The organism is Waterburya sp., assembly GCF_058530065.1.
The window spans coordinates 21,898-29,194 of the sequence record NZ_JBZNBU010000116.1 but is presented as its reverse complement, the minus strand read 5'-3'; the positions used below and the strand labels follow the sequence as shown (position 1 = coordinate 29,194).

6 protein-coding genes are annotated in these 7,297 nt (G+C 37.7%); 2 read left to right on the top strand and 4 right to left on the bottom strand.

What is annotated here, in order from left to right; translation table 11 throughout:
- Window positions 1–231, top strand: a 231-nt coding sequence (locus tag AC33VI_RS07835) for a hypothetical protein (RefSeq protein WP_491781708.1), incomplete at its 5' end; no start/stop codon positions are given.
- Window positions 232–323: 92 nt separating this feature from the next.
- Here the strand turns inward: AC33VI_RS07835 and AC33VI_RS07830 are convergent.
- The 4 genes from AC33VI_RS07830 to AC33VI_RS07815 all read right to left on the bottom strand — a co-directional run bounded on the left by AC33VI_RS07830 (window position 324) and on the right by AC33VI_RS07815 (window position 6,283).
- Complete coding sequence (locus tag AC33VI_RS07830; protein WP_491781707.1) at window positions 324–3,665, bottom strand: tubulin-like doman-containing protein; 3,342 nt, start codon at window positions 3,663–3,665, stop codon at window positions 324–326.
- A gap of 49 nt (window positions 3,666–3,714) precedes the next feature.
- Complete coding sequence (locus tag AC33VI_RS07825; protein WP_491781706.1) at window positions 3,715–4,623, bottom strand: vWA domain-containing protein; 909 nt, start codon at window positions 4,621–4,623, stop codon at window positions 3,715–3,717.
- A 181-nt stretch (window positions 4,624–4,804) separates the two neighbouring features.
- On the bottom strand, window positions 4,805–5,509 hold the full coding sequence (locus AC33VI_RS07820) for a hypothetical protein (protein WP_491781705.1): 705 nt from the start codon (window positions 5,507–5,509) through the stop codon (window positions 4,805–4,807).
- Between the two features lie 300 nt (window positions 5,510–5,809).
- The gene (locus AC33VI_RS07815) at window positions 5,810–6,283 is read right to left on the bottom strand and encodes a hypothetical protein (protein WP_491781704.1); all 474 of its coding nucleotides are present in this window, start codon (window positions 6,281–6,283) and stop codon (window positions 5,810–5,812) included.
- Window positions 6,284–6,674: 391 nt separating this feature from the next.
- On the opposite strand from AC33VI_RS07815, the gene AC33VI_RS07810 reads away from it, so the two are divergent.
- A complete protein-coding gene (locus tag AC33VI_RS07810) occupies window positions 6,675–7,112 on the top strand; it encodes a hypothetical protein (RefSeq protein WP_491781703.1) in 438 nt (145 codons plus the stop codon).
- Window positions 7,113–7,297: the final 185 nt, after the last annotated feature.

Below are 7,297 nucleotides of genomic sequence, written 5' to 3'. Positions count from 1 at the left end.
GTATTAAGTGGTATCAATGATTTTGAATATGAAATAAGAGATAAAAAAACAACTATTGCTCGTGGATTTTTTACGGCTAATTTTTCTCCAAGCCAGCCTGTTGAGGTACGTAGGGATAAAGTAGAGAAAACCAAAACAGTTTATGAAGAATATAGAGAATGGAATAAAAAGAAAGGAAAATACGAAACTAAAACAAGACCTAGAAAAGAAAAATATATGGCTTGTCCATAAATAATACTAAATCCGATTACCAAAGTATATTTTAAAAGCAAAAAACAGGACTACACGAGTTAGTCCTATTTTTTTGATTAATTATTAGTAAATTAGAGTCCTAGGATTACTTTTTTAGCAGTAGTAAATTCTTCTGCGGTTAAAATACCTTGTTCGTACATTTCCTTAAGCTCTTTTAGTTCTTCCATTTTACTTTTACTATTGGTTGCTGTTGGTGTATTGGGTGCTGGAGATGGGATTTGTTCTGTTTGCAAACCGTTAGAATTAACTTGTCCTCCTGCTGTCACGGGAACGGTTTGGCGACTTGCTAAAATCTCATTTTCTGCTGAATCTGCGATCTCAGGTAGTTTATGATTACTAATAAGTCCGCTAACTATGGCATTATCCCGTTTATAAAGGGGAGAATCTTCACCCCCTTCTAATTCCATTTTTCTTTGAGCCAGATAATCAATTAACTGTTGTTGAAGTTGTTGCTTGAGAACTTCCGTTTTGGCTGCGTCGTAAACAGCATCAACTTGACGTTGGATTTCTTGTTTGTCTTCGAGACAAGCCCGTACTTCCAATACCTGTATTGCTTCTTCCCAATTAGAAGCCAAATCCACTTTCTGAATACCCGTGTTGGTTTTATGTTTATAACGGATAGTTGGTTCTTGGGTAGCGCGATTGACATCGGCAAACAAAATCCCCAAAGCTCTAGCTTGCAATACTAGTTCGTAGATTTTGCGATCTTCGGGAAAAAAGTCCCAAAAAGCGACTGCTTTAGTAATATGTACGGGGATTGGAGGTTCTTTATGTTCGCCTCTCAGTCTGGCTCGTCTGGCGATAATACTTTCGCCCAACCATTCTTGATAAGACTTCCGCAATACTTGAATTCCTTCAATACAACGCAGAGAAAAACCACCCATTTCTTGCACGAAGACGATGCGATGGCGTTCGTTTTCTCCTAACGGTTTGATATCGTCACTGTTTGGTACGAATTGCTGAATAATCGGCAGCATTTTTTGAGCGGCGGGGCTGGCTGGGCTATTTCCGCCGATAATCGCAACGTTAGTATTTTTGGCAATAGGAGGCTTAAATCCAGCTTGAGCGATCATCGCCCTGTTAAGAAGCATCAAAGGCTGAGATTTTTGGTAAGCCATGCGGACTCGACTGGTAATTTCGCTTTCATCGCTAAAGGTTTTAAAAATGCGATCGCAAGCTGCTAAGTCTTTAATTATTTGACTTGCTACTGGTGCTTGTTCGATTACGTTCTTACTCCTTTCGTAAATAATTTCTTCAATATCTTCTTGATTGACCGATGGTATTTCAGTCAAGTCCAACAAACGCATTATTTCGTCCGCCTCGCGATTGTCTTTCCATAAGGGACTAGATTTAGCCAAGATATCTTGAGAAATTAGGGTGCAAATAGAATCCATACCTCGTTCATAAAGCGTCCGATTATCTTCAGAAGTTCCTGCTAACTGTTCGATGAGGTCTTGATACAAACTATTTAACTCATTGCGGTTATAAAGCTTGATACCGTTTATCTGTAGTGCATCGGCTCGATCTGCTTCTTGCTTGGCTTTTTTGTCGAAATAGTCTCGTAATTGAATACTTCTTTGACGGAAACTATTAAGACGTTGTTGTAGCACTTGAAGATGTTCTTTCAAACGAGCGATTACTTCCAAGCCCAAAGATCTGGCTTTACGGCGAATAGTCGCATTAATACTACCATCGATCGCAGTTAAAGCTATTTCGCATAGCTGCTCCATTTTTGCCTGTTTGGTAGCACCATATTTATCCTTGAGTTCGTTGATATCTTGTTTGGCATTTTCATATTGTTTGGTTCTGCTACTTTCAATTTTGCTTTGTAATTCCTGTTCGCGACGGAATTTTTCAGTAGTAGCTTCAAATACTTGCCCGACAGTAGTTAAAAAGACTTCCGCAAAAGGCAAACTGCGATTGCGGTCTTCTAAAATACGGTATAGTTCGGCTTCTAGTGCATCGCAACCCCGCTTAATGATGTAGTTACGACTGCGGTACATATTTTGCAGAAACTCTCCATGTACTCTCTCATCGGGACTAATTTCTTTAATATTTTCAGTTCGGAAAGTTTGCCATTTTTCTTGTAAATAGTTCGTGAAAGCTAAAATTTTGCCTTTTTCTTTACCCAATAAATTAGGACCTTGTTGGGTACACTGCAAGCGGTTTTCGTTAGTTATGTCGTTACGAATTTCATTGAGCCACTGAGCGATTAAAGCAGCAATGGGACGGTCTTTAGCGGTAGAAAGATCGGTAATCATTTCTTGTTCGCTGAGTCGCATTCCTTTGAGAATATCCCCTCGAACTAGTTCCAACATTTGCGGAGGAAGCTGCATATCTTCGTTCAGCCACCAACTGACTAAATCTTTGCCGAGGCGATAGCCCAGACAAGCACGAATCAGACTGACAGGAATTTCAATGGTAGACAAGCCGAAACTCATAAACTGTCTGGAATAGCCTCTACCTTCTTGATTATCCGACACCGTCCAAGACTTTTTAATATTGTCGCGAATGCTACGTTTGTAGGGGGCAAATTCTGAGGTCATATCGAGAAAGATGTTTTGTGCTATTGCTTCCCGCAGTTGACCCAGTTTAAATTCACTTTCGCCGTTTTTTGTCCCCGTCAAGTAAGTAAAGTCAAAGGGTGGTTTGACCGAGCGCACTTCGTCCATGTTGCTCATGGTGTATTTTTCGACAAACTCGGTACGATAGTCGGAAAAATAGCTCAACTCCATTAAAGCTGCGTAACCATTAGATATTACTCCAGAACCAACGCTAATTCCTGCAAAAGCATCAGGCATGGGAACAATAGCCGTAATTTTGCTGCTTCCTTGTCCTTGCAGCCAATGACGAATACAGTAACCCAGGTCGATCAGCATTCCGCTACCAGTACCTCCAGAGATCGAACCCGTAACAAAAACATTAATTTGGTTAGTTAGAACTCGAACCCCATATTTGTCTCGCATATAGGTTTCTTTGCCTTTGATGCGAGCTAAAGCCCGATTAAAAGAATTTTGAATCTTGTGATAATTACACACAAAAGCAAAACGACCACAAGCTCTAATTTGTCCCGCACCAGCTTCTAAAGAAGAAATATTACGTTCGAGTTCGGGAGGAAACCATTTTTGAATCCAGGGATATTTGCTCATATCAGTCAGGATAGTTTCTGCTTCTGTCCCGCTTACGGTAGCGTGGCATTTTTCGGGATCTTTAAACGGACTTCCTGCTGCTTCAGGATTGCTGATTTTATAACCTTTATCTGTATCGATCCACAAAAAGCTGAAAATGGGAAACTTGTCGAGGCTGCCATAAGTTTCTTCGACAAAACGCCGAACTCGCGATAAAACTTCTGCTCCCGTACCGCCCACGCCTACTAAAATTGTAGGCACCATACTTTTTTCTTCTACTGGCATAATTTTTTCCTCGTTAATGTTTTTAATGAAATTGAATTGGGATTGGCTACTAGCAACCTGATAAGAAAGGAATTCCCCAAAACTTCCAGATGGCAGAAAAAGTAACTACCGTCCAAAAAAGAGCATGAGAGATAGCTAGCTTTCCTGCACGATCTATTTGCATTCCCAACGCACCTTGAAACAACCAACGATCTAAAGGTAGAACTAGCATCCACATCAGACTAATCCAGGCAAATCCCAACCAAAAGACAATCCATTTAAGGTTGCTGTTAAAAGAGTTAAAAAAGTTACTGGTAAAGAAAGTACTCAAATCGTTACTTCCTCCAGACAAATACTTTCCTCCAGTTGTAAAAGAAGCAGCACGTAATGCTAATGCTTGTTGTCCGACTACTACCGAATTTATTTTGACTTTATTACCTCTAGCTTCAGCAATAACCCCAGGAGAAACAGTCCCCTGTCCATCGGTGACGAGAATGAGTTCTCGACATTTTTTAGGAACAGTTCTCAAAGAATTTATTCCTGTTGTAATAGCCAAGTTGATGTCCGTACTGTCAGGTTTAATTTCTTGGGCTAATCTCTCGGTTTTTAAAGCTTCTAATAAAGATTTTTCTACTTTTTGACTATTAGCGTTGAAATTTCCTGTTAAAGATTTAACCATGCCCCCAAAACCAAATACCTTCACTTGATTGGGACTGCGCAAAACTTCTTCGTTATTTTGTTTGAGATAAGCCTGTACCGCCTGAATTTCTTTGTTGAGAACTGTACCAGGGCTGTTAAAAAGTTCTATCTGGTTGTTGTAAGTACTACCACTAAGATCGAGTGCGATCGCAACAGCTACTTGAGGTCTGCCAAAACCTAGAAGCCAAAACAATGCTGCTGCTGACAAACATAATCCAAAACCAATTAAAGGAATTTGAAATAGGGGATAATTCCAGAGCTTTATGCGATAACTGCTCATAAATAATTAGGAACAAAAACAAAATAGTTGTGCTTAATAGCTATCAATTTGTATTGTTCCCATATTTAAAGAATTACTCCCATATCTATGAGGTTTTGTTATTATCTACTGTTTATTGGTCAAATTCCTGGAAAACCTTATTCTCTGCGATCTTTTCTTTCATTAAGATCTTCAATAGATTCTATAAACGGCAAGATTCTGTTTGACGAATTAAATATTGTTGGCGATTAAATTCTTTTTGTTTTTCGGTTAAAAGATTGTAATTGTCTATGGGAGAGCGCATATCCCATTGAGTTTCGGCAAAGATTAGTAAGTTTGCTGTCATCACCAATCCTGTAGCTAGAAATTGCCAACCCACGCACCAAGGCAAGATCGAAATACCTACCAAGTGAAAAATACCTGCAATGAAAAAAGCACGCGATCGCAATCCCCAACCAGTACAAAAATAGCCAACAGCACTCAATCCCAACCAAAGATGACAAAGGCGCATCAATATTTGTCCCCATCCGAATAAAAGACTTAAGTCGGTAACAACTATGCCACCAAACATTAAGACAATCCAACTATAGAGTACCCAACGCAGTCGTTCTACTCTGACCCAAAAATATGTTAAGACAGTCATTCCCACAATGCCAATTCCAGTAAGTATCGACCACACAATAGCTTGGGTAATCCAATCAATAGGAGCAAATTGTGCCGTAAAGAAAATAACTGCGGAAATTATTCCCCAAAGTACAAAAACTTGATCGATTCTTGTATAGATATTATTAAATAGAGTTGTATTACTTATTTTTAGTTTTAGTTGGAGTAAACCTTGACGATCTTGAATGTCTAAAGCGTGCTGTTTGCGACGAATAATTGGCTCGGTGGAATTGAACAAAACCATTGAATTTGATGTCGATACTTTTGAGAAAGATACGTGTTTATTAAAAAAAATTTACGTTTCTTTACAATTATACCCGAATCTAGATCTTTTGATGAGAGACGGTCTTCGATCTCGACTTCGACCCCACTTTTGCTGGTTGGAAGATAATTTAGTCTAGTTGTTTGAGCTAGTGGGGGATATTTTTGAAATATCCATTTTGTTGCCAATCATTTCATAAATCGGATCGCAAGCAATTTCCTTTCATTCTGCTTCAATAGCTTTGATGTTGGCAGGGGTAGTCATACCCCTCAGTCAGCGCAGCTAAAAAATACCATGCAAAACATCCAAGATTAGATTTTGGGGATTTACAAGTACTACCGAAGAACCAATCACAACAATTGTGGCATCTGAAGATAAATTCAAGTGACTGTTTACCGAATTTGGCAATACTACTTTTTTGGCAATTCCAGGGGGCAAAGTTTTACCTCTAGCTAACTGTTTTTGAATGCCTGGTGGCAGGGAATTTACCCCATTGTTTATTTCTACTCTAATTGTGGGACTCAAATTAAAATTGCGCTCTCGCCCGTTAAGTATATCGACTAAATTGTCTCTTTGAGCTTTGTTTAGGCTGACCACACGATCGCTGTGACCGCTATTATGAAATTGATTAGTTTTATGTTTGTGTGGATGAGGCTTTTTGGCAGAAGCAGATTGTATGGTGCTAGGAATAATTTGAATTAAAAATACCAGTATGAGCGACTGGAATAACATTTTTCTATACATTTTTTGGTTCATTTATATACAAGTGTTATTAGCAATAATATACAATATTACATTCTTGATAATTCTATATGCAGTTTTGAGGTTTGCTCTTAGTAATTACGATTTAGGATATTTGGAGTTTAGCATCATCAAGTTTGATAGATATATGAGTAAAATTTATTAATCGTCCCCATACCCCTATTAACCCGAATAACTATCGCATTCCCAAAAAACACTAATCTTTACGAATTTTTTATAAAAACAAGATGCTTTTCTATATATATTCAAGTAAATTTTTAGTTTTACTGAATTACATAATGAATTAAAAATTAATATATTTCTCCAATAAATTAAGTATTAATCCTGCTGCTTTAGGAGACTATTTTTTTTACTATAAGGATATATAAAAAAATAATTAATACTCATGACTTCTAAAATTAAAGGTCAATTATTGTACGATTTAGCAAAAGAACTTAAAAACAATTATAAGATTAATCAGAATATTGCTAAACACTTGACAGATTCTCAGAAAGCTCAGTTGCTTTGTACTCTGGAGAAAAATGAAGCTGTCGCCAAACTTACTAAGTTAATGATCACTAAGAATAAATCTCTAGTAAAAAGTAACCAAACAATTGGAAAACAGAGAAGCGATCTAGAAAAGGCTCTTCAAGATGAACGAGAGAAAAATGAAAAGCTTAATCTAGAAGTAGCTCAACTAAGATGTGATTTAAAAGAGTTACAATCTCAGATGTTAAATAGTCCCAATTCTCTTCAAGCTTTACTTTTGTCAGATATCGTAAAAAGAAGTGAGATTATAAAGTTTCTTCAGGAATTAACTAATGCCTTACACGAAAACAGCTAAGTTCTTTACCAGCTTTATTTGACGGCTCTTATTCACATTTCGGAAAATTTGTCTTTTGACTACCGATAATTCCGTAAATCGGTAATAGATGCGATCGCAATCTCAGCAGAATATCATGCCTGATTTTTGCAATTTATGAGTCGATCGGTTCGGATATTGTCAGCTTTTGAGTTAATTTTTTACAA